The organism is Hymenobacter sp. BT491 (assembly GCF_014349165.1).
GTDB classification, from domain to species: domain Bacteria; phylum Bacteroidota; class Bacteroidia; order Cytophagales; family Hymenobacteraceae; genus Hymenobacter; species Hymenobacter jejuensis.
Genome location: NZ_JACSJJ010000003.1, coordinates 216,564 through 242,519 on the forward strand (window position 1 = coordinate 216,564; position 25,956 = coordinate 242,519).

19 protein-coding genes are annotated in these 25,956 nt (G+C 55.1%); 14 read left to right on the forward strand and 5 right to left on the reverse strand.

Translation table 11 applies throughout. The annotated features are described in order from the left end of the window. Positions 1-165: 165 nt before the first annotated feature. The 8 genes from H9I52_RS12450 to prfB all read left to right on the forward strand — a co-directional run bounded on the left by H9I52_RS12450 (position 166) and on the right by prfB (position 8,931). Positions 166-753, forward strand: coding sequence for an NUDIX domain-containing protein (locus H9I52_RS12450; protein ID WP_187454149.1), 588 nt, complete (start codon positions 166-168; stop codon positions 751-753). 124 nt (positions 754-877) lie between these two features. Next, a complete protein-coding gene (locus tag H9I52_RS12455) occupies positions 878-1,759 on the forward strand; it encodes a lysophospholipid acyltransferase family protein (RefSeq protein WP_262386060.1) in 882 nt (293 codons plus the stop codon). A 26-nt stretch (positions 1,760-1,785) separates the two neighbouring features. Further along, complete coding sequence (gatC, locus tag H9I52_RS12460; protein WP_139516257.1) at positions 1,786-2,073, forward strand: Asp-tRNA(Asn)/Glu-tRNA(Gln) amidotransferase subunit GatC; 288 nt, start codon at positions 1,786-1,788, stop codon at positions 2,071-2,073. Between the two features lie 6 nt (positions 2,074-2,079). Beyond that, entirely contained in the window at positions 2,080-5,136 is a 3,057-nt protein-coding gene (locus tag H9I52_RS12465; RefSeq protein ID WP_187454150.1) for a hypothetical protein, read from the forward strand. Positions 5,137-5,151: 15 nt separating this feature from the next. Continuing rightward, positions 5,152-5,877 (forward strand): ABC transporter ATP-binding protein, encoded by a 726-nt coding sequence (locus tag H9I52_RS12470; RefSeq protein ID WP_187454151.1) that lies wholly within the window; start codon positions 5,152-5,154, stop codon positions 5,875-5,877. Between the two features lie 120 nt (positions 5,878-5,997). Beyond that, positions 5,998-6,546: a cob(I)yrinic acid a,c-diamide adenosyltransferase gene (locus H9I52_RS12475; protein ID WP_139516254.1), complete on the forward strand. Its 549-nt coding sequence runs from the start codon at positions 5,998-6,000 to the stop codon at positions 6,544-6,546. 107 nt (positions 6,547-6,653) lie between these two features. Next, positions 6,654-7,718: a branched-chain amino acid aminotransferase gene (locus H9I52_RS12480; RefSeq protein WP_139516253.1), complete on the forward strand. Its 1,065-nt coding sequence runs from the start codon at positions 6,654-6,656 to the stop codon at positions 7,716-7,718. Positions 7,719-7,853: 135 nt separating this feature from the next. Continuing rightward, positions 7,854-8,931, forward strand: a protein-coding gene (prfB, locus tag H9I52_RS12485; protein ID WP_139516252.1) for a peptide chain release factor 2 whose coding sequence is annotated in 2 segments (ribosomal slippage) — positions 7,854-7,904 and positions 7,906-8,931 — 1,077 coding nt in all. Because the reading frame shifts where the segments join, the coding sequence is not laid out codon by codon here. 81 nt (positions 8,932-9,012) lie between these two features. Here the strand turns inward: prfB and H9I52_RS12490 are convergent. Then, the gene (locus H9I52_RS12490; protein WP_262386061.1) at positions 9,013-10,665 is read right to left on the reverse strand and encodes a SusD/RagB family nutrient-binding outer membrane lipoprotein; all 1,653 of its coding nucleotides are present in this window, start codon (positions 10,663-10,665) and stop codon (positions 9,013-9,015) included. Between the two features lie 12 nt (positions 10,666-10,677). Continuing rightward, entirely contained in the window at positions 10,678-13,968 is a 3,291-nt protein-coding gene (locus H9I52_RS12495; protein ID WP_187454153.1) for a SusC/RagA family TonB-linked outer membrane protein, read from the reverse strand. A 930-nt stretch (positions 13,969-14,898) separates the two neighbouring features. Here H9I52_RS12495 and H9I52_RS12500 point away from each other — a divergent pair. The 5 genes from H9I52_RS12500 (at position 14,899) to H9I52_RS12520 (ending at position 20,818) form a co-directional block, all read left to right on the forward strand. Next, on the forward strand, positions 14,899-15,894 hold the full coding sequence (locus H9I52_RS12500; RefSeq protein ID WP_187454154.1) for an aldo/keto reductase: 996 nt from the start codon (positions 14,899-14,901) through the stop codon (positions 15,892-15,894). 65 nt (positions 15,895-15,959) lie between these two features. Continuing rightward, on the forward strand, positions 15,960-16,874 hold the full coding sequence (locus H9I52_RS12505) for a helix-turn-helix domain-containing protein (RefSeq protein ID WP_187454155.1): 915 nt from the start codon (positions 15,960-15,962) through the stop codon (positions 16,872-16,874). Positions 16,875-16,886: 12 nt separating this feature from the next. Then, a complete protein-coding gene (locus tag H9I52_RS12510) occupies positions 16,887-17,942 on the forward strand; it encodes an aldo/keto reductase (protein ID WP_187454156.1) in 1,056 nt (351 codons plus the stop codon). Positions 17,943-18,143: 201 nt separating this feature from the next. Continuing rightward, positions 18,144-19,736 carry a Na+/H+ antiporter gene (locus H9I52_RS12515; RefSeq protein ID WP_187454157.1) on the forward strand — a complete coding sequence of 531 codons (1,593 nt, stop codon included), beginning with the start codon at positions 18,144-18,146 and terminating at the stop codon, positions 19,734-19,736. A gap of 110 nt (positions 19,737-19,846) precedes the next feature. Next, entirely contained in the window at positions 19,847-20,818 is a 972-nt protein-coding gene (locus H9I52_RS12520; RefSeq protein WP_187454158.1) for a rubredoxin, read from the forward strand. Between the two features lie 11 nt (positions 20,819-20,829). Here the strand turns inward: H9I52_RS12520 and H9I52_RS12525 are convergent, their stop codons facing one another. Beyond that, on the reverse strand, positions 20,830-21,426 hold the full coding sequence (locus H9I52_RS12525) for a DUF4202 domain-containing protein (protein ID WP_187454159.1): 597 nt from the start codon (positions 21,424-21,426) through the stop codon (positions 20,830-20,832). 205 nt (positions 21,427-21,631) lie between these two features. Between H9I52_RS12525 and H9I52_RS12530 the strand changes: the two genes are divergently transcribed. Beyond that, on the forward strand, positions 21,632-23,782 hold the full coding sequence (locus H9I52_RS12530) for a catalase (RefSeq protein WP_187454160.1): 2,151 nt from the start codon (positions 21,632-21,634) through the stop codon (positions 23,780-23,782). Positions 23,783-23,879: 97 nt separating this feature from the next. Here H9I52_RS12530 and H9I52_RS12535 read toward each other — a convergent pair whose 3' ends face one another. Both H9I52_RS12535 and H9I52_RS12540 read right to left on the reverse strand, forming a co-directional pair. Next, entirely contained in the window at positions 23,880-25,265 is a 1,386-nt protein-coding gene (locus tag H9I52_RS12535) for a sensor histidine kinase (RefSeq protein WP_187454161.1), read from the reverse strand. Next, positions 25,266-25,931, reverse strand: a complete 666-nt coding sequence (locus tag H9I52_RS12540; protein ID WP_139516240.1) for a response regulator transcription factor — start codon at positions 25,929-25,931, stop codon at positions 25,266-25,268. Between the last annotated feature and the right edge of the window lie 25 nt (positions 25,932-25,956).

The following is a 25,956-nucleotide window of genomic DNA, read 5'->3' on the forward strand; positions in this document are numbered from 1 at the left end:
TTACACAAAGCTATTATGCGTCAGCCCTTTGCGACGAATCTTTTTGACCAAAGTCCCCCTCCACGCGGTAAAGCCGCCTTCCCGCTCGGTAGACGTTTGTACGGTTGAGCTTACTTTCTCCGCAGATTGTACCTTTGCCTTATTCCATTTTGCTTACCCCAAGCTATGCATCACGTTCCAGACCACGCATTTGACGAAACTCGCAATCCGTGGCAAGTAGTCAGAACCGAGATAAAATATAATAATCCCTGGATTAGCGTTCGTGAGGACCAAGTTATCAACCCCGCTGGCGGTCCGGGCATCTACGGCGTGGTGTCGATGAAAAACAAGGCCCTCGGCATTGTGCCTGTCGATGCTGACGGCAATACGTGGCTGGTGGGCCAATACCGCTACCCCTTGAATGAATACAGTTGGGAGATTCCGATGGGCGGCGGCTTGGTCGAGCATGATATTCTGGAATCGGCGCAGCGCGAGCTGCGGGAAGAAACCGGCATGACGGCCCGCCGCTGGACCAACATTGCCCGCTTGCACACGTCCAATTCCGTCACCGACGAAGAAGGCTTCGTGTTTCTAGCTGAAGAACTGGAGCACGGCGATGTAGAGCCGGAGGAAACCGAAGAGCTCCGCCTGTGGAAACTTCCGCTGGCCGAAGCCGTGCAAATGGCCATGGACAACCGCATCACCGACGCCATCAGCGTAATCGGGTTGCTGAAAGCAGAAAGAACATTACAGGCCCGAAAGCAAAATACATAAACTATTGATAATCAATATTTTATAAACTTGGATTGAATACTCCGATTCATACCGCCTTCACGTTCGGAAGGTTAAACTACTGGTTTAGAAAACGCCTAAACTTTCAAACCCTTAAATTTGCGGTATGCGTCGTTTGTTGCAATTCCTCGGCCACCGACTTTACACTACTTGGAGCACCTTTTGGTTTGTGCTGCCCTTCGTGGTGACGTATCCTGCGCAATGGCTTTTGGCGCAGCGACCCGCGTGGTACCGCCACTTGCACACCATCAACCGCGGCTGGTCCATTTTCGCCATCCGGATGTGGGGAATGCCGGTGGAGGTAATCCGTAAGAAACCCTTGCCCGCCGGTCAGCCGTGCGTGTATGTGGCCAACCACAGTTCCTACATCGACATTCCGCTGCTGTTCAAGGCCATTCCGGGGTTTCTTAACATCGTGGGCAAGAGCGGTTTGGCCAAAGTTCCGCTTTGGGGACCACTGTTTGGCCGGGCGTATATCACCGTGAACCGCGACAGTGCCGTAAGCCGGGGCCGCTCCATTGTGCAGGCGCGCAAAAGCCTAGAAGCGGGCCGATCGGTGGTTATTTTTCCGGAAGGCACGATTTCGCCCAAGCCCGGCGAAGAGATGGTGCCGTTCAAGGAAGGAGCTTTTCAGCTCGCCATTGCAGCCGGTGTACCGATAGTGCCCATCACGATGCCCCTGAATCATCGCTTCATGCCCGACGTGAGCGGCACGCTGCGGGTGCGCTATTCGCCGTTACGCGTGGTGATTCATGAGCCCATCCCGACAAAAACCCTGACCTTAGCCGACGTTACCGCTCTGAAAGACCAAGCGTACGCCATCATTGCCAGCGAATTTCGGCCCGAAGCGGCGGGCATCCCGGAGGTCTCCTCGTGGCGGCTGACTGACGCAGCAGCTCAGGCAGCGCCTAAAGCACAATCTTCTGATCCTGTGCAAGATGCGGTTGCTGCTGACGGCAAAGCCGAGCTAAGCCTGCCTAATTCTTAATTCTGACCTTCTTATTTCCATATCCCTTGAGTACCGATCTAAACACGCTCCGCAATCTGGCACATCTGGCCCGTCTGGAATTTGATGCTACCAAAGAGCAGGAAATGCTCGGCGACCTGAACAAGATTCTGGACTGGGTAGATCAACTGCGCCAGCTCGACACCAGCAACATCGAGCCGCTGGTGCACCTATCGCAAGAGATCAACGTGCTTCGTCCCGATGAGCCGCGCAACACTGTCAGTCACCAAGACGGGCTGCGCAACGCGCCGCGCAAAGACTCGGATTATTTCCGCGTACCGAAAGTACTGGACTAACTTCGGGTGCCGATTTCTTCAGTTTCGCAATCTCGGTCGCTTTGGCGCAGCCCGCTTCTGGGGCTGGGCCTTTTGGTGTTGCTGGCCTTTGGCCTAGCCTGCTACCACTATGTCACCGGCAACGACCAGACGTTTCCGCTGCTGCCCGTACCGCAGCTCAAGCCCGTACCGCTGGTACTACACCAGGTACAGGTGGGCTTGGCGGCGCTGCCAATGCGCGTCAATGGTTACCTGATTACCCAAACCTACGACATGGCGGGCCCTTACGTCCGCCCGGAAGCGGCCGCTGCACTGTTGGTGCTCGTAGCGATTGCCTTGGCTTATGCGCTAGCGGCGATTAGTACGCTCGCCCGCCCGGCTTTTGTGGCAGGCATGGCCTTCGTGATTTTCCTGCTCATGTCGTTCAATGCCGACTTGCTGGGCATTTTCGACGCGCAGAAGCAGTACTTTCTGATGCTGGCGCTGCTGGCGTTGGGTGTGCCGGCCTATACTTTTCATGCCTTCTGGACGGATGTACCGTTGTGGCAGCGCATCCTGTTGTTTGCGGGTTTACTTGCCGGATTGTCGGCGCTGCTCTTTCTGCGCAGCGATTACCCCGCCAACACAACTGCTTTACATTTAGCCAGTTACGCTACTACCTCCGGTGCAATCGCGGTGGGGTTACTCGTTCTGTGGGTGGCCTTCGAGAATATTCACGGCTTGCTGTGGTTTAATACGCAGGCCGAAAATGCGTCCAGCCGTTTTGGGCTGCTGCCTTTCTTGTTGGCTAGCGGCCTGTATTTGGGCATTTTGCTCATGTACTACCTCAACGATGGCGAGCTACTGATTCTGCCGGGCGTTCACCTCGATCCGTACGTATTGCTGCTGCCGGCCATGGTTATCGGCTGGTTTGGGTTGCAGCGCCGCGCTACCTCTTATGGCGAATGGCTGCCGTATGCGCCCGGCGCCAGGTATAACTATTTGACGTTCTGCGTGTTAGCATTAGGCTTTGTGGGGTACGCGTTTGCTACAGCCAACGACCCGTTGCTGACGGCGGGTCGTGATTTCGTGGCGCTGGCCTTTCTTACCTGCGGGGGCGCATTTTTGCTGTATATCCTCATCAACTTCGCGCAGCTTATTCGGCAGCGCCTGCGCGTGTATCGCGTGGTGTATAACCCGCGCCGCTTTCCGCTGTACGTGGTGTATTTGCTGGGCATTGCGGGCATTGTCGCGGTGCAGGCACGAAACAACTTTTTTCTGCGCGACCAGGTGCAGGCCGGTTACTTCAATAACCTAGGCGACCTGACCCGCCTCCAGAGCGAACAACAGCCAACAGTTGATGCGCTGGCGCTGCTGGCCGAGCGCTACTACGCCGAGAGCGACGTCCTCGATCGCTTCAACCACAAGGCCAGCCTTGGGCGGGCGGCGTTGTATCACTTTCGTGCCCAACGCCAAAACGAGATCAATGCGCTGCGCAGGGCCTTGAGTCGGCGGCCTTCAGAGAAGATTTCGCTGCGCCTGGCCTCGCTCTACAACGAGCCCAACGACTTCTTCGATCGCTTGCAGGTGTTGCGTCAAGGCCTCAAAAGTGCGCCGAAGAGTGCAGCGCTCGCCAACGACATGGCACAGCTTTACACCCGTTCGACCATTACCGATTCGGTTGAGTTTTACTTGCACCGGGCCGAGGCGCTGGCGCCTGAAAACCCAGTAATTCGCGCCAATCGCATTGCATTTCTGGTGCAGCAACAGCAATTGGCTGAAGCCCAGAAGCTAACCGAAGAAACAAAATCACCTGATAGTCAACCCGTTATTCAGAGCAACGCATTGCTTTTGGCCCAACTTACGGGCAAGCTGGCTCCGAAGGTGAAGGTTTTGGCTTCTGATCAGGACCTGACCTTGCCAGAGTTTTCGCGCCTTTATCACGATGCCTTGCGTCGCGCCGTTGCCCATGACACTACGTTGCTGCCAGCGCTGACCAAGTTGGTAAAACGGCAAGGCAACAGCGCATATTTCGATCAGTTGACGTTCTTGGTGGCGCTTACGCAGCAGTACGGAGACCGGCCCGTTACGGCCCAAGCCACCCTGCTTCCTTTGACCACTGGCAATTCGCCCGGTGTGGCGTACTACCAACATCTGCAAGGTCTGTGGCTTTTGGAGGAAGGCGCAAACGCTTCAGCAGCAGCGCGTTTCACGGAAGCCGCAACCAATGGCTATGCCGATGCGCATTTGCCACGAGCATACGCTTTGGCACTGAGCAACCAACCTGATTCGGCACGCGTCGCCGCCGTGCGGGCAACGCGCATTCCCGATGCCAGCCAGGCTCAGGCTGCCCGGCAATTGGTGCAAGTGTTGCAACTCCGCTACCCCACCGACTTCGGGCAGGCCACTGATTCGGTTCGGGCACAATACATCGTTTTGCGCGGTGCTGAGTTGCCCCCATCAGAGCAATTGTCTGCTCCGAAAGCTATTCGTGCTGCGCCGGCCCGGCAAGTCGCCATGCTGGCGCAAGCGCGGCGCGCGTTGGTCAGCAACCAGCTAGCAGATGTGCAGGCAGTCATCGAGGAGTTTGCCCCGCAGGCTACCACCAAGTCGCCGCAAACTTCTGAGTGGAATATCTTGAGAGGTAATCTGTTAGTGCGTGGCAAACAGCTGGCAGCATTGCAGCAATTTGCTCGTACCGCGTATTTCGAGCCTTTGCACCAGCCTTACCGCCTCTATTACCGCGCAGTAGCGGCCGAGCTAAGCAACAACCCCACACAGGCGGCCCAGCTTTACCAACAGCTTGCCAATCAGGCCCCTTACGTGGAAGAAGGAGTGCTGGCCGCCGCTAACTTTTATGCGCACCGACGCGACTTCGCCGCTGCTTACGACGTGCTACTGCGCAGCTTGGAATACAATGCAGATTCGCCGCAGCTGTTGAAAGGATACGCTTTGGCAGCTATTCCGGCTGGTTTGACGGAATATGCGGAGGCCTCTTTGGAGAAATTGCGCTCGTTGCTTTCCCCCCTGGAATACGCTACCTTTCGTTCTCAGTACGACGCGCGCCGCGCCGCGCAGGCTGCGGCTACTGCCCCCTGGAACTAACCTCTTGGCTTGGTTATGCTGCACCCCGTTATCGAAACAACCGATATTTCCAAAATGTACCAGATGGGTACCGAACGCATCCACGCGTTGCGGTCCGTCACCATCACCATCCAACGGGGCGAATACGTCGCTTTCATGGGTCCTTCGGGATCGGGCAAGTCTACCCTCATGAACATTGTGGGCTGCCTGGATACTCCAACCAGCGGACGTTATATACTTAATGGTCAGGATGTTAGCCGCATGACCGATAACCAGCTGGCCGAAGTTCGGAACAAGGAAATCGGATTCGTTTTCCAAACCTTCAACCTGCTGCCGCGCGCTACTTCACTCGATAACGTTGCGCTACCGCTCATTTATGCAGGTTTTAGCAAAAGCGACCGCGAAGAAAAGGCCATGCAAGCCCTCAAAAGCGTAGGCCTGGAAACCCGGGCCAAACACCGCCCCAACGAGCTATCAGGTGGTCAGCGCCAACGCGTGGCCATTGCCCGCGCACTAGTTAACGACCCCAGCATCATCCTGGCCGACGAACCAACGGGTAACCTCGACAGTAAGACGAGTTACGAGATCATGGACCTGTTTGAGGCGCTGTATGCCAAAGGCAATACCATTATCATGGTAACGCACGAAGAGGATATTGCGCGGTATGCCCACCGCATTGTGCGCCTGCGCGATGGCTTGGTCGAGTCGGATGCCGTAAACACTGATGTTGCCCGGCACGACCATCTGACGGTGCCGGGTTAGACAAGCTTATCGCTCCCATTACAACTATACGAATTATAAATACTTGATTATCAGTTACTTACAAAGTATACTTATCCATACTGGCTGGCCGACTGTTGCTTGGCAAATGACAATTGCTGAATGAAAATTTACACCAAGACGGGCGACACAGGCCTCACTTCCTTAATTGGCGGTACGCGCGTCCCGAAATCGAGCCTGCGAATTGATTGCTACGGAACCGTCGATGAGCTGAATTCTTACATCGGCTTGGTGCGCGACCAAGACGTAAACGGCCCGCGCCGTGAGATGCTCAAAGAAATTCAGGACCGGCTTTTCACCATTGGCGCTTCCCTGGCATCAGACCCTGAAAAGTCGAAGATGAAAATTCCGGATCTGCACGACGGCGACGTTTTGCTGCTGGAGCGCGAAATCGATCAGATGAACGAGCACCTGCCGGAATTGCGGGAATTTATCCTGCCCGGCGGACACGCCTCGGTGTCGTACGCGCATGTGGCGCGCTGCGTATGCCGACGCGCCGAGCGCCTGGCAATTGCGCTCCACGAAGATGCGTTCGTGGCCGATTTGGTGATTGTATATCTAAACCGTTTATCTGATTATCTGTTCGTGCTTAGTCGCCAGATGGCGCACGATTTGGGCGCGGAAGAGGTTACTTGGAAACCGCGCCTGTAACGTACCCGTTGCCGAACCCCCCACCCGGCAACTGCTACTCCGGAATCCCGTTTTAAGAATACCACCCACCCTTCCTTCAACACACATTTCCACCCACCCCCACTTTTATGCTCGAAACCCTAACCATCCGGACCCAACGCACCACGGCTTCGCGCCTGGCGCTCTTGGACCCCGAAAACCTCGAGTTCGGGAAAACCTTCACCGACCACATGTTTGTGGTGGACTACTGCGATGGCGAATGGCAAGAGCCTCAGATTGTGCCCTACGGCGACATCACAGTAAGTCCTGCTAACTCGGCTTTGCATTATGGTCAGGCCATTTTTGAGGGCATGAAAGCCTACAAAAACGAGCAAGGCGATATTGCTGTTTTTCGTCCGGAAGATAACCTGCGGCGCCTCAACGCCTCGGCCGAGCGCATGTGCATGCCTGCCGTGCCCGAAGAGCTGTTTATGCAAGGCCTGCTGCAACTCATCAAGCTGGACGCCGAATGGGTGCCGAACACCCAAGGGACTTCGCTGTACATTCGGCCGTTCATGTTTGCCACCGACGGCATGCTGGGCGTACGTCCTTCGGATACGTATCGCTTCATGATCATTACCTGCCCCGTAGGCGCGTTTTATAACAAAGCATTGCGGGTGCGTTTCGAAGAAAAGTACGTGCGCTCGGCCGAAGGCGGCGCAGGCTACGCTAAAAATGCCGGCAACTACGGCGCGTCGATGTACCCAACCAAGCTGGCTCAGCAGGAAGGCTACAACCAGCTGCTCTGGACCGACGCTTCGGAACACCGCTACATCGAGGAATCGGGCACGATGAACGTGGCATTTGTCATTGGAGGCAAACTCATTACCCCGGCGCTGAGCACTTCCATTCTGGATGGTATTACGCGCCGCAGCGTGCTTCAACTAGCCCGCGATTGGGGCATGACCGTCGAAGAACGCAAAGTCTCGGCCGTTGAAGTTCTGGATGCTTTGGCGGCGGGTACGCTAGAGGAAGCCTTCGGCGTTGGCACTGCGGCCACCATTGCGCCCATTGCCGTAATCGGGTACCAAGGCCAAGACCATACGTTGCCCACGACCGGTCCACAGGCCTTTTCCCGGCGTGTATCCGACGCATTGACGGCCATCCGCACGGGCGCTGCTCCTGATACCCACGGCTGGATGGTACAGGTTTAAGACCAAACTACCTTTCTGCATAAACATCTGATAATCAATATTTTATAAAGCGGTTGGCTCTTTTTAGAGCTAGCCGCTTTATTTTTTGAGACCTTTAGTGCATTCCAGTCCTAACATTTCACTTTTAAGATTCCCATGACCCAAGACCAGGTTAAGGAACTGAAGGGCCGCGCTGAGGCCCTGAGGAGGTACCTTTGACTACGATACGCGCAAGGCCCAAGTAGACGAAATCGAGAAGCAGACTACCGCCCCCGACTTTTGGGACGACTCCAAAAAGGCTGAGGCCATACTGAAAGAAATCAAGGGCCAAAAGGTATGGACCACCGATTACGAAGCAGTAGAGCAAACCGTGGGCGACGTGGAGGTACTCTTTGATTTTTACAAAGAAGGCGAAGCAACCGAGCAGGAAATGCAGCAGGAATTCGATAAGGCCCTAAAAGCCGTCGAAGCACTCGAATTCAAGCGCATGCTTTCTGATGAGGAAGACCAGCTCTCGGCCATCATCGACATCAACCCCGGCGCCGGCGGCACCGAAAGCCAGGACTGGGCCGAAATGCTCATGCGCATGTACATTATGTGGGCGGAAAGCCACGGGTTTGGCGTCCGGCAGATCAGCTACCAGCCCGGCGAGGGCGCAGGCATCAAGTCGGCCTCCCTTGAGATCGACGGAGACTTCGCGTACGGCTACCTCAAAAGCGAAATCGGGGTGCATCGGCTGGTTCGCATCTCGCCCTTCGATAGCAGCGGGCGGCGCCACACGTCGTTTGCTTCGGTATTTGCCTACCCGGTTATCGACGATACCATCAACATCGAGATCAACCCTGCCGATATTACCTGGGATACGTTTCGGGCGGGCGGCGCGGGTGGTCAGAACGTGAACAAGGTGGAAACTGCCGTGCGGCTTACCCACGCCCCTTCGGGCATCATCATCGCCGTCCAGATTGAGCGTAGCCAACTCATGAATAAGGAACACGCGCTGCGCATGCTCAAATCGCGTCTTTATCAGATCGAGATGGACAAGCGCCACGCCGAGCGTGATAAGGTGGAAGCCACTAAGAAACGCATCGATTTTGGCTCGCAGATTCGCAATTACGTGCTGCATCCTTACAAGCTCATTAAGGACCTGCGTACCGGCATCGAGCGCACTGACGTGCAGAATGTGCTGGATGGTGACCTCGATGAGTACATCAAAGGTTTTTTGATGCAGAACTAACTGTTTGCTTTTGCCAACGTGCTAAATAAAAAGGGCTGCCCAATTGGGCAGCCCTTTTTTGTATTCTGGAGGTGGACTCGGTTAGTCTACCACGTCCCAGAAGATTCGCGTGTTTTGATTTACGCCAGCTGGGATGTTAGCTTGGTTGGTGCTAACCTCCGTTTGTGGGTAAAACAAACGCTTCGGAATCGGATTTGCAGTTAGAGCCGGCTTAAATTTAGGCTGGCCAGTACGACGGAAGTCATCCCATGCTTCAACGCTAGCAATCGTGTTTTCAGCTAAGTACTTCTGATAGAGAATTTTATCAGTCTTGCTTACGGCACGCGGAGTAGTGAGCGGAGCAGTGGAAGCAGCTGTTCCTTCAGGCACAGTTGTAGTAGCGGCGTCCCAATCTACCAAACCATTGGCAGCATTAGCAGTCAGGTAGGCTGCATACTGCGTGGTGCCCGGAGCAGAAGCGGAGGCAGCCAACGTAGTAGGTACAGTGTTACCGTCACGGTAAGTGGTCACGAACGAAGCTTTGATGCCGTCCAGGTAATCCTGCTTGGCATCACCGTTGGTAATCAAATTACGCGCTTCGGCTTCAGACTTCGAGAAGAGGTGCTCAGACAGGAGCATCAGTATGGTTGGAGCAGTAGCGCTGCGCAAGAAAGTTCCGCCTTGCAGGAAACGCGAGCCAACGGTAGCACCATCTGTAGGGTCAAACTGCGGAGGCACTGCTTCACCTAGGTCGGTTCCGGCGTACCCAGCTTTGGCAGTTGTTGTGCCTGCGATATTAATCTGGCCAACACGGTAGAGCTGAGTGATACGGTTATCGCTGTTGCTCTCGTACTGCCGGATGATGTAGTTCGTAGGCAGGATATAGCTGTACTCCGACTGTGCACGGGTAGCACCTGCAGCAAATCCGTAACGGTCATAGAACGGGTTTTGCTGGTTGGTATTAGCCGTGTAAGTTGGCTGTACTGCTACGTCGCGGTCAATGAAGCCGTCGGCAGCAGTCTGCAAAGCAGCCATTTCTGTGGCTACATAAGAATTCAGTGCGGCGTCGTTGGTCGACGACTCACGCAACAAAATACGCAGACGCAGGCTGTTGGCAAACTTCTTCCAACGAGTCATACCAGCAGCGCCGCCACCAAATACGACGTCTTCGTTGCCTACAACAGGAGCCGAAGCAGGTGCTGCATTGATATCAGCCACTGCTCCTTTTAGCTGCACTACCAAATCCTTGTAGATGTCAGCTGCCTTGTCATAGGTAGGAGTCGTGTTTCCAAGTCCCTTCAATGCGCTGGTGTAAGGAATATCACCGTACTCATCTACCAGCAACAGGAAATCATACACCTTCATAATGCGGGCAATAGCCGCATGGTTGGGGTAAGTAGTCGCACCTTGCTGCTGAATGAGGTTGTAGTCATTCAGGTTGTCATAGGTGTTGTTCCAAAGCGCTTGGTAATAAGTAGTGGAATACGTGTAAGTACGCTCTTGCGAAAAGCCACTTACCGTACCCGACTTACCCCAATAACCAGCAGCAAAGCTGGCATAGGTGTTATAGTTACTGCCCGCAGATATACCGCCCGTGTAAATAGCAGCAGTGGTAACAAGAGCGTTAGCCAAAAGTGCATCGGGAGTTACTGAGGTAGCAGTATTGGGGTTCTTGTTTATATCGAGAAAATTCTCGCAACCTGTCGCTGTAGAGGTAAGCGCTGCAGCGAGCAGGACTCTAAAAAGTGCTTTCATGAATAAATCAGATTAGAAGGTTACGTTAAGCGTTGCCCCGTAGAATTTGGTAGGAGGCGTTTGCAAAACAGTGTTGATACCAATGGCATTACTGCCGATAGCGGTGTTACTGAATTCGGGGTCCGTATAGATGTTTGATTTCGGTACCCACGTAAAGATATTCCGGCCAAAAAGATTCACCGAAGCACCCTTCACCAAGCCAATTTTTGATACCATAGCAGTCGGCAACGCATAGCTCAGCGATACTTCCCGGATCTTGAAGAATTTACCTGAGGTAACGTAGTTTTCAGCTACGCCCGTGTTCCAAGTTGGCGTGTTAGCCCAGAACTCCGAACCACCAGGCGTCAGTGCCGTTGTGTTAGGCACATAGGTGACATTGCCAGCGGCATCCGTCTGAGGAATAGCCGAGTTAGGATATACGAAATCCTGACGACCGAACTGTACACTGCGTTGGCCACCACCCGTGAAGTCGAGGTTTTCGCCAATGGTGTTGTACACAACATAGCCCGTGCGGAGTTCACCTTGGCCAGACAGCGTCAACCCTTTGTAAGTGATGTTGGCATTGAAGCCATACTTGTACTTCGGCTGAGTGTTACCGAAATTCTTGGTGTCCGTAGCAATCAGCGGAACGTAGCGCTGCAGGGTCGGATCATTCGGATCACTCACTTTTGCCATTTTCACCCGGCCATCGTCGGTGCGCTGATAATAGGTACCCACCAAAGAAGGGAAAGGCTTGCCTTTGATAGCGTACAAGTCTGCGTTGGTAGTTTGGCCAGCGGCACCGCTACCAGCAAGCACGAGCTGTGGCAAATCGCCTGGAAGCGAAATTACCTTGTTGTTGTTGTAGTTGAAGTTACCACCAACCGTCACGCTCAAGCCATTCTCTAAGCGAATGGGAGTCAGATTCAGGTCAAGTTCAACACCTTGGTTTTGCACTTCACCTGCGTTCAGCAGAAGAGTTTGGTAACCCGATGCACCAGAGATAGTTGTGTTAACCGTTTGGTTGGTGCTGCGCTGAGCGTAGTAAGTAGCAGCGGCCGCGATGCGACGCTGCAAGAAGCTGAGTTCGATACCTGTTTCGATCGAGCGGGTATCTTCAGGCTTGAGACCGGGCTGAACCAGTTGGCCAGCTGCGGTGAAGGATGCCCGCGAAGGGAAGGGGAAACCTAGTGCTAAGGGATAGGTAGCAGCAGTCTGGTAAGCACCACCCGTGTTGTACACACCGTTGACGGTTGCACCTGACAAGTTTACTTGGCTCACCTTAGAGATACCGCCACGGATCTTAGCATAATCCAAGAAAGAAAGGTCTTTCAAAGACTGAACAGCGTTGGTAACAACAAAAGATGCATCTACCGCAGGGTAGAAGAAGCTGCGATTGCCAGCATCCAGGATAGAAATGTTGTCGTTACGACCTGAACCGTGCAGGTAGAAGAAGTCTTTGTAACCGAGGGTCAGGTCTCCGTAGAAGGCGTACAAGCGGGTTTGAGCGCGAGCTGCACGGCCATCTAAGTTACCGATGCGGTTTTGCAGGTTGAATACACCTGCTGCATCCGTAACCGGCACAGCCAAAGCAGTTGAAGCTACATAGTCATAACGGCTGTCCAGCTGCTGAACGTTGTTACCCAGGATGGCCTGCACGCTGAAATCGCCAAAGGTTTTGTCCATGCTGGCGAACAAATCCGAGTTGATGCGCGTCAAGTTGCTGCTCAGGTCTTGTACAAAACCAGTGTAGCTGGCGATTTGCTTAGGAGAACCTGGTGCGAGTGTGAACTTGTTTTGCGTGTTCTCGTTCGATTGGGCAGTAGTGGTGGTACCCAAACGGTATTGCACACGCAACCAATCAGTTAGCTTGTAAGACAAGTCAATGTTACCCTGTACTGTATTCCGACGATCAGTCGTGCGGTTAGCATCGATGATGAAGTACGGGTTGAAGTAGTAGGCGTTGTAATAGCCGAAGCTTGGATCGGAGTATTTGTCGTTTTGGTAGTCTTTGTACGACGTGAGCGGAGCCATTACCGACGTATTGAACACGTTCCAGTACACAGAGGTGTTACGGTCCAGGTTCGAGGTAACATTAGCCTTTTGCTGCGTGTACGAAATGTTGAAACCAGCCGTCAAACGACCAATTTCGTGCGAAGCATTGAAGCGGAAGGCGTTCCGGTCAAATACGTCTTTCGGCACGATGCCATTGTTGCGCAGGTTCTGGTAAGAAGCGAAGAACTTCGTTTTGTCATTTCCACCCGAGAACGTTACGCCGTTCTGCATCTGATAGCCAGTGTTGAAAAACTTACGCTTCTCATCTGGGCGGGCCTCATACGTGAGTTGCTGTACGTCTCCGTTAGCCAAAGCCTGACCGAAAGGACGAACTGAACCGTCGAAACGAGGACCGTACTGCTGGTTTTCGAAGCCTTGGTACTGGTAGCCGTAGCCTGTATCAGGGGTATTGTCGGGTTTGAAGAACACGCCAGCTTTGGCGTTGTCTGAGTTGTTGTACCAGTCAGGTGAGCCAGGACCAAATTCTTTCTGGAACTTAGGCAGGAACGAGATCGACTCGAACTGCGAAGTGTGCGAGAAAGTAACCTGCGAAGTACCGGCTTTGCCTTTTTTGGTGGTGATGATCAAGGCACCGTTAGAAGCTTGCGAACCGTACAAAGCTGCTGCGTTAGCACCTTTCAGCACGTCGATAGAAGCGATATCGTCGGGGTTAAGAGCTCCCAACACATCGTTCGTGGTGATAACACCGTCCAGTACGATAAGGGCTTCGTTGTTACCGGTCAAGGAGCGGCTACCGCGCAGCGTTACGCGTGGGCTTGGGTTAACACCGTTGTTCAGAGTCTGAATCTGCAGACCCGACACTTTACCAGCGAGGCCGTTGGCAACGTTAGTAACGCGGGCTTGGGTCAACTCTTTGCTATCCAGCGAAGCCGTAGCATAACCTACTTGCTGTTGCTGACGCTGGATACCCAGTGCACCCGTTACGACTACTTCGCCCAACTGCTTGGAATCGGTAGCCAGGGCTACATCATAAGTAGAAGCATCACCAAGAGTCTTTTCTACTGCAATGTAACCAATGGAGCTGAAGGTAAGAGCGGTAGCCGAAGCAGGCACGCTCAACGCATACGTTCCATCCGAATTGGTAGAAGCTCCTACCGTTGTGCCTTTCACAACAACGGTTACTCCTGGCAGTCCCTGGCCGGAAGCCCGGTCAGTTACTCGCCCAGAAATGGAGCGATTTTGCGCCACAACCTGCTGCAACAGGGCTGTAAAGAGCAAAAGGTTGAACAATAGAAACAGTTTTTTCATGTGAGTGAAGTGTTGTTTTGTGGCTTTTAAGTGAGTGAAAAGGGTTTATGATTTTCCAAACCTAACAAAATTCCAGCCTTGACATTGGATTTTAGGGGTGATTTTTTCACAACCAACCGGGCTGGTTTGTCACATCCTGTGTGTGTCCTTGCAAGATGAGTATGCTAGATCCTATTGTAAAGATAGCAGGGTTTACTGAGTAAATGGATGTCAAGAAATTTGTGATAAAACCGTTTTCCAAACTATGATAAGTCATACATGTACAAACGCATGTTGCTAAAGTCATTTAAACCAAATTAAAAAACATTTTTTCTAGCCATAACTTCCAAAAAGACTAAGTATTAGCTTATAGATAAGGCGAGTATCAAAGTCACCTTTTTGCCTAACAGCCAATAGCCGAAGCCATTGAAAAACCATACTTTACAGAAGAAATAATTATATAAAATCAATACTATTTAAATAATGAGCCATATTCTCTTTCTATAGAATTCACCTGTATCGTATTCATATAATACTATAAATGCACTTGGACCTTGCCGTTTCCCTTTAGGCCGGACAGATCCGACCCGCTAACGGTCATTTTATCCTCCTTTCTTCTTTTATACATATACATCCTTATACTCTTACTCCGCTCCGCGCTCACGGCCAGTTGAAATTCTGCTATCAGCAGGTTCGCTCTTGCTGAAACCGGACAAGGGCTTACAAAAGCACATACAATCAATTCATTGTCAATTAGATACAAATTGAGTCTATTTTCTTTTCTACTAGGATTTCTGTGACATAAAATGCCGTCTGGTACGCACTCCCTCGCCCGTACTAGCGCCGTTTTGTGTCGTAGAAACTGGATTTTGTGTAGCTCCGGCTGTAGCCCACGCTTGGATCTTTGCAGGGTAAAAACATTCACTTCGCGTTTACCCTTATCCATTCCGTATGAATATTCTCAAAAAAGTAGCGATAGGCAGCCAAGGGTTGGAAGTACCCGTCGAAGGATTGGGCTGCATGGGCATGACGGGCGGCATCAACGGCATGAGCGTGTACGGCGAGGCCGACGAGAAAGAAAGCCTTGCCACCCTGCACCGAGCGCTGGAGTTGGGCGTCAACATGCTCGACACGGCCGATCTGTACGGCCCGATGCTGAACGAGCGCTTGGTTGGCAAAGCCATCGCGGGCAAGCGCGAGCAGTTTATCGTGGCCACGAAGTTTGGCTTCGAAATAGACGACAACGAAACCTGGACCGGCAAATACAACGGCCGCCCCGAATACGTACGCAAGTCCGTGGAACGCTCCCTGCGCAACCTCCGCACCGACTACATCGACCTGTATTACCTGCATCGCCTCGACCCAGAAACGCCTATTGAGGACACGGTAGGCGCCATGAGTCGCCTTGTGGAGGAAGGCAAAGTGCGCTACCTGGGCCTGTCGGAAGTGCCGGCAGATATCCTGCGCCGTGGGCACGCGGTACACCCCATTTCGGCGCTCGAAACCGAGTATTCACTTTTCGACCGCCGGGTAGAGGAAGAGGGCATTCTGGAAGTAGCCCGCGAAATGGGCATTGGGTTTGTGGCGTATTCGCCACTTGGGCGGGGCTTTTTGTCGGGTGACATCAAAACGCCCGACGACTTCGAAGCCAACGATTCGCGCCGCTTTTTCCCGCGCTACCAAGGCGAGAATTTTTACAAAAACCTGGCGCTGGTTGAAAAGCTAAAAGCCCTAGCCGATACGAAAGGCGTAACGGCCGCGCAATTGGCACTGGCGTGGGTCTTGGCGCAGGATGTAGTCGTCATTCCGGGCACCAAGCGCCGTAAATACTTGGAAGCCAACGTGGCAGCCGCCAGTATTTCCTTAAGCCAGCAGGAGTTGAATGAGCTGGACGCCATCATGCCGGTAGGCAGCGCCACGGGTGCCGCGTATCCGGCTGGCTTTTAAAGAATTTAGCTAAAGCCAAGATTAACAGGCCTTTGCGTACAAAGGCCCGTTAGCGCCTCCTATCTATGAAAAATCCCGCAAAAGAGTTTCGTGTTCTGTCTACCGTAACCGACTATACCCGGTTTTTTGGACTGCCGGCGCCGGCGCATCCGTTGCTCACGCTCATCGATTTGGCTGCCTGCCGAGACCTGCCGCGCGTGACTACGCCGGTTGTGCAGCAACTGTATACCGTGTCGCTAAAGCGCAACCTCAAGGGGCTGCTGCACTACGGGCATCAGTCGTACGACTTTAGCGAAGGCCTACTGGTTTTTGTGGGGCCGGGCCAGGTATTTGCGGTCAGCGAAAGCCTTGATACCTCGGAGGTTAGCGGCTGGATGCTGGTCTTCCACCCCGACCTGCTATTGAAGTATCCGTTAGGCAAGAAAATAGCCAGCTATGGCTTCTTCTCCTATGCCTTGCACGAAGCCCTGCACCTCTCCGACCGGGAGGAGAAAGTGCTCGATAGCTTGCTGCATAGCATTCAGGGCGAATACGAGCAGCCTATTGATGCCTTCAGCCAAGACGTGCTGATTTCGCAGCTCGAAGTATTGCTCAGCTACGCCAACCGCTTCTACCACAGACAGTTCCTGACGCGCCGTACTACCGAACACGATTTGGTAAGCCGTTTTGAAACGCTACTAACGGCTTATTTTGCCCAAGACGGCGAACAGCCGCTGCCCACTGTGCAGCATTTCGCCGACGAATTGCGGGTGTCGCCGGCTTACCTGAGCGATATGCTGCGCTCCCTGACGGGCCAGAATACGCAGCAGCATTTGCACCAAGGCCTGATCGAAAAAGCCAAGCGCCTGCTGCTGACCACCTCACTTTCCATCAACGAAACGGCCTTTCAACTGGGATTTGAATACCCGCAATATTTCACCCGCCTGTTCAAAAGCAAAACGGGCCTGACGCCCGCCGCTTTTCGAATTTCAGCACACTAACCACCTGACATTATGGACCTTACCGCCTACCGCACACTTGGTCGCTCGGGCTTAGTGGTTAGCCCCCATGCCTTGGGCACCATGACTTTTGGCACGCCGCGTTGGGGCTCGCCCGACGAAGTATCCGAAGCTATTTTCAACGCCTACACCGATGCGGGCGGCAATTTCATCGATACAGCCGATGTCTATGCGGGTGGCCGAAGCGAAGAATTGGTAGGCGGCTACATTGCCAGCCGCAGCCTGCGCGACCGACTCGTACTGGCTACCAAATTCACATTCAACGCCCAACCCGGCAATCCCAATGCCGGCGGCAACGGGCGTAAGAACATGCACCGGGCGCTGGAGGGCTCGCTTAAGCGCCTCCGCACCGACTACATCGACCTGTACTGGATGCACGCCTGGGACTTGGTAACGCCGGTCGAGGAAGTACTGCAATCGTTGGGCGATCTGGTGCGGGCCGGCAAAATTCGCTATTTCGGCTTTTCGGACATGCCCGCCTGGTACGCCACCAAAGCCGCCACGCTGGCCGCGGCGCACGCCTTGCCCGGCCCGATTGCCATGCAGGTCGAATACTCGTTGGTGGAGCGCAGCATCGAGCGCGAGCATGTGCACGCAGCCCGTGAATGCGGACTCGGCATTACGCCGTGGAGTCCGTTGGCAGCTGGCTTTCTGGCTGGCAAATACGAGCAAGATGGTTCCGGCGCCACCGGCCAGGGCCGACTCAGCGGCAGCAATCCGTTTGGCAACAGCAAGTTTACCGACCGCAACTGGGGCGTACTCAATGCCTTACGCACCGTAGCCACGTCGCTTGATCGGCCCTTGGCGCAGGTAGCTTTAGCGTGGGCGGCTGCCCAGCCTGGCATTACATCGCTCATCTTGGGGGCCAGTAAGCTGGAGCAGCTGCACGACAATCTGGCTTCGCTCGAACTGCACCTTACGCCCGAACACCTGCGCACGCTGGACGAAAGTAGCGCCCTCGACCCGGCTTTTCCCTACGGCATTTTTTCGCCGGCGGTAAACCGTAGCATCTTCGGCGGGGCCACTGTCAAGGGCTGGGGACAAATTTGATGCTTATTCATAATTTATTTACTGTCAATTACTTATGATAAAATAACCTTATTATAGTTTCTGCCCGACACCTACGGCGGCGGGCCGGGGCGGATGCGCTTAATAAGTCGTTAAAAAATAGTTTCTTACTATCGCCTGGAGGCGTGGCTAGACACTGCCTTCCGGGCGGTTGCGCCTGACTAGCTGCTGCTTCTGTCTTCTATGCCTCACCTCGAACTGATTCTTGCGTTGCTGGCGGCGGTTACCGTGCTGGCCGAAGTAGCCGATCGCCTCAAGCTTCCTTATCCGATCTTGCTCGTGCTGGCCGGCATGGGATTGGGTATGGTGCCGGGTTTGCCGCGAGTGGCCCTCGCTCCCGACTTGGTGTTTCTGCTTTTTCTGCCGCCGTTGCTGTATGCGGCCGCCTGGAGTACCTCGTGGCCCGACTTCAAAGCGGCGCGCCGACCCATTGGGTTGCTTGCGTTGGGCTGCGTGCTGTTTACTACGTGTCTGGTAGCCGTGGCGGCGCATTGGCTACTGCCGGGGTTTAGTTGGCCGGTGGCGTTCGTCTTGGGCGCCATCCTTTCCCCTCCCGACGCCGTGGCAGCGGCCAGTGCCACCAAAGGGCTGGAGCTGCCCCGCCAAGTGGTGACGATCTTGGAAGGCGAGAGCTTGGTAAACGACGCAACCGGACTAATTGCCTATCGGTATGCCCTGGCAGCGGTACTAACAGGACAGTTTGTATTCTGGCAAGCGAGCTTGCAATTGGTGTGGGTAGCGGTGGCCGGCACCGGCATTGGATTGGCAATTGGGTGGGCCGCGTTTTGGCTGCATCGCTTTTCCCGCAACGCGGTAGTAGCCACGAGCCTCACTTTTCTGACGCCTTACCTTGCCTACCTGGCGGCCGAAGCCGTGCATGTGTCGGGGGTGTTGGCGGTGGTGGCAGCGGGCTTATTTCTGACCCGACGGGCTGCCCAGCTATTTGCCCACCAAGCCCGCCTGCAGACCTACGCCGTCTGGAATACCGTTGTGTTGCTGCTCAATGGCTTGGTATTCATCCTTATCGGATTGGCCTTGCCAACCATTCTGGATGACATGCAGGAAGTATCGGCTTGGCGGGCATTGGGCTATGGCCTGCTCATTAGCCTGATCGTTATTATAGGTCGGCTGCTCTGGGTGTATCCGGGCACGTATTTGCCGCGCTGGCTGAGCCGCTCCATTCGCGAGCGCGAGCCGCGGCCATCGCTGCCGTTGGTTACGGTGGTGGCCTGGACTGGCATGCGCGGCGTCGTGTCGCTGGCGGCGGCGCTGGCGTTGCCCATGACGCTGAGCCCCGGCACACCCTTTCCGCACCGCAACCTAATCTTGTTCATCACCTTCGTCGTGATTTTCTGCACGCTCGTGGGGCAAGGCCTGAGCTTGGTGCCGCTGATTCGCTGGCTCGGCATTCGGCCCGACGGAAGCGTCGAGCGCGAGGAAATTAACCTGCGGCTGCACTTGGCCAATCAAACGGTGGCCTACCTCAACAGCCCCGCCGGCGCCGACCACGCGCCTCCCGACGTGCTGGCGCGCATGCAAAGCCGCTACGAAATCCGGATGGAGCGGCTTCATAACCGGCTGGCCGGCGTGCGGGCCAGCCGCCTCGATGAGAAACCCATCACGCAGTTTCAGCAATTGCAAGAAGCCATCATCCGGTTTGAGCGGAGCGTGTTGGAACAGCTGCGCAAAGAAGAGCAAACCAGCGAAGAAATGCTGCGCAAGATCGAGAACGAGCTGGATCTCGAAGAATCACGCCTCGCCCTCGACAAAGCGTAAGGCTTTTCTTACCTCCAGCTCGCGGCTTGAGGACCTTCGAATGACGGGATAGAATGCCCCAGGGCCACTACCTCTCCTACTACAATTAGGGTCCGGAGTTGTGCCAAACGTTGGAGCAAGTCATTTTTGCCCACAAAGAGCTTTTCTACGACCAGCCTGTCCTTGACGGCTTGCGGCTGCTGAGCCTAATCACGACCCGCCCAACGGCCGCACTGGCCCCGCCGGCCCCCGACTTGCCCCCGCCAGCTTTCACCCTCCCCTACTACGAAGGCTTCAACCTTTACGGCACGAAGCTGTGGCTGGGTATTTACCGTCGCGACGAGCGGTTTCCGGTCGCTTTCCTGAAGGATGTGTGCCAAGTTTGCCTCAAAACGCGCATCGGCGGACTGTATTCCACGCCCTGGAAATCATTGATTGTGAAAGGGATAGAAATGGCCGACCGCAACCTGTGGGACACCGTACTGTGCAAGCACCGCCTCAACGTGCGCTACGCCGCCAACGAGCTGAACTGGCAAGTAGAAGACCTCTGCGACTACGGCCTAACCCTGAAAAACGACCTAGTACGCCAGTTTAACGAAGAGGACGTCCGGACGTATCATCTCTGCTTTGCGATCAAAACCAAGCCCAAAACCGGCGGGTTTGGCTCCATCGTCATCCGCGCCCAACAACCTGAGGCGCTGGGCCTGCGCGAGGAGCAATTTGAAATTCTACGCACCCGCGATTTCAACCCAAATTCGAAGGATTTTGTCAGCTTCCGGAAGAAGGTAAACCGGGAAAGCCTGAGTTGGTATTTGATCCAACTTTGCAACCAATTCTATGAGTTGCAGAGCGAAACAGCTCAGGTTCTCAACTCTTTATACCTGGAAGAACCGCCCGTAGCAGAGCCACCTCTAGCATCGCTGCCCGCCATTTATCAGTGCCAAAACTGCCTGACTGTGTACGACGAAACCTACGGCGACGAAGCCAGCCAAGTCGCGCCGGGCACGCCGTTCGCGACGCTTGTCGGGTACCGTTGCCCCACCTGCGAGGCACCGCAGAATGAGTTTGTGGCCGTGCCGTCGGTGCTGACGCCGGCTTTGTAAAGCGACGCCGTTTAGCCGGCCAGCGCTTTGGCTACTATGTCCTGCGCGGCTGGCGGCAGCTGTAGCGCCAGCGCCCATTCGTGGCCCTGCGGCGTCATTTTGCGCCACGTTTTCTGCACGATGTCGATCACCTTTTCCTCGGGGTGCTGGGCCGCAAAATCGGGCAGGTAGTATTCCAGAAACACGAGGCAGATAACGTCTTCCAGCAACTGCACTTCGGGGTCGAGCTGTAGTTGCTGTTTCTGTACCAAGGCCTGCACACGTCCGATTATATCTTCCTCATAGCCAACATCTTGCAAAATACGACCTGCAAGCTCGGCATGGAATTTTTTCAGGCGGTTGCGCCACTGGTGGTACCCCGGCCGGTCCATGGGGAAGTCGTGGCGCGGAATCTCCCACCGCCGGATGTGCTGACACCGCACCGCCAAGCGCAGGGCTTCGCTGGCCTGTGGCGTCACCCGATCCAGGCAATCGCTCATGCGCTGCGCGTAGAGCAACTCTTTGGGGTAGCGGCGTCCCTCGGCATCCTCCACGTGCGGGTCGGCGCTGTTGGCTTCGTCAAACTTCCGGATTGCCGCTGCAAACCGCTCGTTGTGGATTGTGCTCATGGCATTGGGGCCTGTTAAACAACCGTTTTGGCAAAACTAACCCGTTGTCGGGCACCTCGTTGCAGGCAGCCGCCCACCGATTTTAAGGCAATTTTAAGTTGAATATAAGATAGAAGTAGGCCGAGTTCCGTAACAGAAAGCGGGCTGCGGCTTCGCTTTTGCTACCGGGCCCACTTCTTCTACCTTATACCTTCTTTCAATTTCTATGAGCAAGCAAAAATCAGAAAAGAACCACAACGCCAAGCTAAGTGAGCTGGAGCAGAACCGGGAAGACAGCACGGGTAAGTTTCTGACGACCAACCAAGGCTTGCGCGTCAACGACGACCAGAACTCGCTGAAGGCCGGCGACCGCGGCCCGACGTTGCTGGAAGACTTCATTCTGCGCGAAAAAATCACCCATTTTGACCACGAGCGCATTCCGGAGCGCGTGGTGCATGCCCGCGGCGTGGCGGCGCATGGCTACTTCGAGGCCTACGACACGGGTGCGCAGTATTCCAAGGCCGACTTTCTGAAGGCCGGCACCAAAACGCCGGTGTTTACGCGTTTTTCCACGGTGGCCGGTTCGCGCGGCTCCTCGGACTTAGCCCGCGACGTGCGCGGCTTTGCCGTAAAATTCTATACGGAAGAAGGTAATTTTGACCTAGTGGGCAACAACATGCCGGTGTTCTTCATCCAGGACGCCATCAAGTTTCCGGATTTTGTGCACGCGGTAAAGCCCGAGCCGCACAACGAGATTCCGCAGGCGGCATCGGCACACAACACGTTCTGGGACTTCATTTCCATCACGCCCGAATCAATGCACATGATTATGTGGGTGATGTCGGATCGTGCCATTCCGCGCAACCTGCGCATGATGGAGGGCTTTGGCGTACATACCTTCCGGCTGATCGACGCGCAAGGCACAGCCCGCTTCGTGAAGTTTCACTGGAAGCCCAAGCTGGGCGTGCACTCGGTAATGTGGGACGAAGCATTGCAGATTTCAGGCAAAGACCCCGACTTCCACCGCCGCGACCTGTGGCAGGCCATCGAAGACGGCAACTACCCCGAGTGGGAGTTGGGTGTGCAGATTGTGGAGGAAGCGGACGAAATGAAGTTCGATTTCGACCTGCTCGATCCGACCAAGATTATTCCCGAAGAACTGGTGCCGGTAACGAAGCTCGGCAAGATGGTGCTCAACCGCAACCCCGACAATTATTTTGCTGAAACTGAGCAAGTTGCCTTTCATTTGGGCCACGTAGTGCCCGGCATCGATTTCAGCAATGACCCCCTGCTGCAAGGCCGCTTGTTTTCGTATACCGATACCCAGCTTAAGCGCCTGGGCGGCCCGAATTTCCACGAAATTCCGATCAATCGCCCGGTGGTGACCGTGCACAACGGCCAGCGCGACGGCCATATGCGCCAGCAAATCAACGTGGGCAAAACCAGCTACAGCCCCAACCTGCTCAACGAAAACACGCCTAAGCAGGCCAAGCAGTCGGAAGGCGGCTTTGCCAGCTACCAGGAGCGCGTGGACGGCAACAAAGTGCGGGCCCGCAGCAAGAGCTTCCGCGACCACTACAGCCAGGCCCGCCTGTTCTGGAACAGCCAGGCCGACTGGGAAAAGGTGCACATTGTGAAAGCGTTGCAATTTGAACTGGGTAAAGTAGAGGAAGAATCGGTGCGCGAGCGCATGCTGATTCAGCTTGCCCAAGTTGCCGACGAGCTGGCCACCCGCGTTGCGAAGGGCTTGGGTCTGGAAATTCCCTCGGCGGAAGGCGTGCAGCTCAATTTAGGCGTCCCTGCCGATGCTGATCCGGCTGAGTATCAGTCGCGTCCGCTCACGGGAAAAGAAGGAAAGTCGGATGCCTTGAGCATCGAAAATACCCCGCTGAACGCCGATAAGAATATCAAAACCAAGCAGGTAGCCATTCTGGCCGCCGACGGGGCCGATGGAGATTCCATCACCGCTATGAAAAAAGCTCTGGAAGCCGGCGGCGCGCAGGCTAAGCTGGTGGCACCGCACCTGGGCAAGCTACGCACCGGCGCCGGCGAAACCATCAGGATTGACTTCAGCCTGCAAACTACTGCCTCCGTGATGTTTGACGGAGTGTACGTAGCCGGCGGCGACAAAAGCGTCCAGGCACTAGCCCAACAGCCTGATGCTGTGAATTTTATAAACGAAGCGTACCGACATTGCAAACCCGTTGGCGCGGCCAGCGCTGGCAAGGCGTTGCTGAAAGCCGCCGCCTACGGCGGGGCCGACGACATCTTGCAGGGCGATGGCGTGAGCATCGGCGACGGCGCCGACGCGTTTGTGGCTAACCTAGCCATCGGTCGCTTTTGGAGCCGTGAGATGATGTCGGAGCCGAAAGTGTAAGGCTGATCGACTAAGCAACAAAGCCCCCGCGCCAATGAATACGGTACGGGGGCTTTGTTATTTATAATCAATTTGTTGATTACAAATCACTTACAACCTAAGCGCCGCGTGGAAACTCAAGCGTAAACGTGGTGCCCTGGCCTAACTCACTTTGCACATCCAGCTTAATGTGCAGCAAGGCGCAGGCTTTGGCTACGATGGAGAGCCCAAGTCCGGTGCCGCCTATCTCCTTGTGTGCCAGCGCGTCGGAGCGATACAGGGGGTCGAAAATGCGGCCTAGCTCATCGGGCCGGATGCCGATGCCTTGGTCAATAATCGTGCAGGTGAGGCGGTCGGCGCCGGAACTCAGCACGACGGTAATAGTAGAGCCGGCCGGCGAATACTTGACGGCGTTGGTGAGCAGGTTCTCCAGAATCAAATCGACCAGAAACGGATCGGAGACAATGGGCTCGGTATCACCATCTTGCACATCTACTCGTATATGCTTGGTGTTGAGGGTATTACGCAGTCGATACAACACGTCGTGTACGCAAGCAAGGACGGTCAGCTCCTGCCGATTTAGACTCTTAGCGTGGTTTTCAAAACGAGCCAGCAAGAGCAACTGATCCACTAGGTGCGTCAGACGATCGATTTCGCCAATGCCCAAGGCGATGTTTTCCACGTACTCGGCGCTCGTGCGCGGCTTACGGATCAGAACTTCCAGCGTGCCTTTCAGCACTGCCAGCGGCGTACGCAGCTCGTGCGAAGCATCGGCGGTAAACTGCTTTTCGCGCTCCACGGCCCGCTCTACGCGGTGCAGCAATCCGTTGATGGCGCTGGCCAGCGTGTGCAGCTCGTCGGGCCGCGGCGGCAGGGCGATGCGCTCGGCTAAGTTACTCTGAGTGATGCGATTAGTAGTGGCCGTGATCTCAGTGATGGGCGCAATGCTGCGCCCGGCCAAGCGGCGAGCCATGCCAAAAAGCACCACCAGCACCACCGGAAACGAGAGCAGTAGCACCATGCCCAAGCTGTCGAGTACGTGCTGAGCGGCTTCTGATGAGATGGCCGCCACGAGGTAGCCGACTGGGCGCCCTTCTCGCACAATTGGCTCTTGCACCTGCCGAATGGCCTTGCCGCGCAGCTCCGAGTTGAGCAGGGACATTCCATCGGTGCGGACCGCGAACAGCAGCCGGTCGGCTTTGAGATTGGGCGAGCGGTCCATGAGCCGGCCCTGCAAATCGTTGATCTGAATAAATACCGGATCGACCTGGACTTCGCGGTGCTCGCGTTCCTGCCACTCGCCTTTGTGCGAAAAGAGAATTTTTCCGCCTACAATCGTCAGCTCCTGCTGGTGCTTGGCGGCTTCGTAGCGCAGGCTGCGGTCGAGGTCGGCATATACCTGCTGCTGCACCACCAGGAACACCACCGCGTACACCACCGCAATCAGGGCGGCGGTGGCCAGCATGTAGTGCCACGCAATACGATCCTTGAAAGCCAGATTCATTTAGTCGCGGGCGACATAGCCAATGCCGCGGATGGTTTGCAGGTAGTCTTCGTCTTTGCTCAGGCGCAGCTTTTTGCGCAGCGCGTTCATGTACACGTCAATCACGCCGGTGTTGTACTCGAAGTGGATATCCCACACGTTTTCAATGATTTTCTGGCGCCGGCATACCTTTCCTTTGTGGCGCAGTAGGTATTCGAGCAGCGCAAATTCCTTCTGTGTCAGCGCAATTTCTTCTTCGTTCTTGTACACCTGATGCGTTGCCACGTCCAGCACAATCGGGCCGACGAAAAACCGCTCGGCCAACCCTGCTGCGGGGCGTAGCTGCACCCGAATGCGTTCCAGCAATTCTTCGAAATGGAAAGGCTTTTTGATGTAGTCGTTGGCACCGGCTTGCAAGCCGGCAATCGTGTCTTGCACCGTGTCTTTGGCCGTCAGAAAAATCAGGGGCGTGGCAATGTGCTGGGCCCGTAGCTGCCGGCACACCTGCAAACCCGTCAGACCAGGCAGCATCCAGTCGACCAGCAGTAGGTCGTAGGGCTGAGCCACGGCTTGGGCCAAGCCGGTATCGCCGGTGTCTGCCACGTCGATGGTGTAGCCTTCTTCCTCCAGGCCTTGCTTCAGAAAGCGGGCAATGCCGGGCTCGTCTTCGATTACCAGAATGCGCATAACGGAGGCTCGTAGCGTGAAAAGT

Coding starts and splice junctions, on each gene's coding strand:
- H9I52_RS12475 (WP_139516254.1), top strand. CDS start 5,998: ATGAAAATTTACACCAAGACGGGCGACACAGGCCTCACTTCCTTAATT.
- H9I52_RS12530 (WP_187454160.1), top strand. CDS start 21,632: ATGAGCAAGCAAAAATCAGAAAAGAACCACAACGCCAAGCTAAGTGAG.
- H9I52_RS12455 (WP_262386060.1), top strand. CDS start 878: ATGCGTCGTTTGTTGCAATTCCTCGGCCACCGACTTTACACTACTTGG.
- H9I52_RS12525 (WP_187454159.1), bottom strand. CDS start 21,426: ATGAGCACAATCCACAACGAGCGGTTTGCAGCGGCAATCCGGAAGTTT.
- H9I52_RS12540 (WP_139516240.1), bottom strand. CDS start 25,931: ATGCGCATTCTGGTAATCGAAGACGAGCCCGGCATTGCCCGCTTTCTG.
- H9I52_RS12500 (WP_187454154.1), top strand. CDS start 14,899: ATGAATATTCTCAAAAAAGTAGCGATAGGCAGCCAAGGGTTGGAAGTA.
- H9I52_RS12505 (WP_187454155.1), top strand. CDS start 15,960: ATGAAAAATCCCGCAAAAGAGTTTCGTGTTCTGTCTACCGTAACCGAC.
- H9I52_RS12450 (WP_187454149.1), top strand. CDS start 166: ATGCATCACGTTCCAGACCACGCATTTGACGAAACTCGCAATCCGTGG.
- H9I52_RS12535 (WP_187454161.1), bottom strand. CDS start 25,265: ATGAATCTGGCTTTCAAGGATCGTATTGCGTGGCACTACATGCTGGCC.
- H9I52_RS12480 (WP_139516253.1), top strand. CDS start 6,654: ATGCTCGAAACCCTAACCATCCGGACCCAACGCACCACGGCTTCGCGC.
- H9I52_RS12510 (WP_187454156.1), top strand. CDS start 16,887: ATGGACCTTACCGCCTACCGCACACTTGGTCGCTCGGGCTTAGTGGTT.
- H9I52_RS12490 (WP_262386061.1), bottom strand. CDS start 10,665: ATGAAAGCACTTTTTAGAGTCCTGCTCGCTGCAGCGCTTACCTCTACA.
- H9I52_RS12470 (WP_187454151.1), top strand. CDS start 5,152: ATGCTGCACCCCGTTATCGAAACAACCGATATTTCCAAAATGTACCAG.
- H9I52_RS12515 (WP_187454157.1), top strand. CDS start 18,144: ATGCCTCACCTCGAACTGATTCTTGCGTTGCTGGCGGCGGTTACCGTG.
- H9I52_RS12495 (WP_187454153.1), bottom strand. CDS start 13,968: ATGAAAAAACTGTTTCTATTGTTCAACCTTTTGCTCTTTACAGCCCTG.